Origin of the sequence: Moorena sp. SIO3I8 (assembly GCF_010692325.1) — a bacterium.
GTDB lineage: Bacteria > Cyanobacteriota > Cyanobacteriia > Cyanobacteriales > Coleofasciculaceae > Moorena.
In genome coordinates, this window is the sequence record NZ_JAAHHW010000343.1 from 1 (window position 1) to 1685 (window position 1685).

1 pseudogene is annotated in these 1685 nt (G+C 46.6%); it reads right to left on the reverse strand.

The window, feature by feature from the left end:
• Positions 1–474 precede the first annotated feature (474 nt).
• Positions 475–1641, reverse strand: a pseudogene (locus F6K51_RS36830) (ISAs1 family transposase).
• Positions 1642–1685: the final 44 nt, after the last annotated feature.

Consider the following 1685-nt stretch of genomic DNA (forward strand, 5'->3'; position numbering starts at 1 on the left):
TCAATAGCGATCGCAATCCTGGAAGCCTACGATAGCTATGAGTCTTTTATTGTCAGCCCTTTCAACGTGTACAGATGTACTATTGAGTGACATGGGCTTTTAAGAGTCGAGCTGTTGAGAGATGACGATGTTTGCGATCAATAATGAGGGCTCCTCGTTTCTTTAATGGTCCGCGAGGTGTTTTGACAAAACGTTTGAGTTTAACAAAACTAGCAAACTGCTGGTTTGAAGTTACCGTAAGATAGTGGAGCCTTCTTAAAAAAGATTTTACCCTTTTGTCCATAACCTGCTGACTATAAAGCAGGGTAATCGCATTTTAATCGAGCTCTAAAATTGTTGTAACCTGGGTTAATTTTTGAGTGCATAATTGAGACTCGATGGTGAAGAATTGAGTCTGTATGTGCTACTGCCGTGCTGATGATTTTTTCCTAATTGGCTGCAGTCAGAGCATCCCCTCCTTAAACTGGCTTTGGCTCACTTTGGGATTACTGTGGTGGGCATTGGGGCTGACTCAGGGGCACTGGCTGCCAGGATTTTGATCACAAAATCATTGTCCATTCCAGCCTGATAGCGCTTCATCTTCAGACTCTGGCGGGAGGGTTCGCGCTTGAGTAAATTAATACTCAAGCGACGCAATAAACCCAGATTTTGAGCTGTATAGCCAGTACGGATGCGACTAGCATCTTCGTTAAAGGTGACATCGAGCACCCAATGCAAACTGTTTTCAATACTCCAATGGCAGCGAATCACCTGGTTGTGCCTTTGCGCTTCTGCTTCGAGAGTACTGATGTAGAATCGAACCTCTGTGGTCGTTTTATTCCATAATTGCCGTTGAGTGCGAACCATCACCACAGTCGTTAAGCCCAGCCACTGGCCTTGCCGATGCAAAGGGGGAAGTTGACTGACCGATACTGCCCAGACTTGGCGAGTTTCGATCCGGTGATGCCCACTCTCGATGGTCTGGTGATAGCTGTAGTCAATTCCCTGCCAGTTCATTGCTTGAGCTTGCTTAAACCAATCCTCCACCTGCTGGCTGAGCTTCCCCTGGTTGCCTTTGAGGGCTTTGACATAGTCCCCTTCGGCCTGCTTGATTTGTTGAGCAATCTCGATTTGAGTGCCCATGGCATCAAGGGTCACCACCGCTCCCTTGAGGTTTAGCAACTTCAGGATCACCGGCACCGCTGTGATTTCATTGGACTTGCTATCTACTTTTTTTTGAGCCAGCACCAAGCTATGGTCACTACTCCAAGCACTCACACTATGCAGCGCTTTCAGCTTGCCTTCTCGGTCATAGGAACCTTTGCTAGTCTTGCCATCGACATGAATCAAATTGAGCTCTAATTTTTCGGTGATGCTATTTATCCAACTCAGGAAGCTGTTCTCTAGCGCCATAGGATCTAGGAGGCCAAAGACTCGACCAAAGGTATCGTGGGACGGAATCCCGAAGGGTAATTCTAAAAACGTCTCTAGCCACTCAAGCTTAGCCTTACCATAGGTCTCGATCCCAACAAACCCATCTGCACCTGAGAGCACTGCTAAAATCGCAATTGTGATTATTGACACCTATGGTTTATCTTTACGGCGACCCACTCTGGGATCTTGAAGATCCTGAAAATGTTTGAGAACACTCTTTTTGAGCAATCTTTGCCTCTCGTTCTTGCTGCGGTTGCCGAATAGGTTTTCCA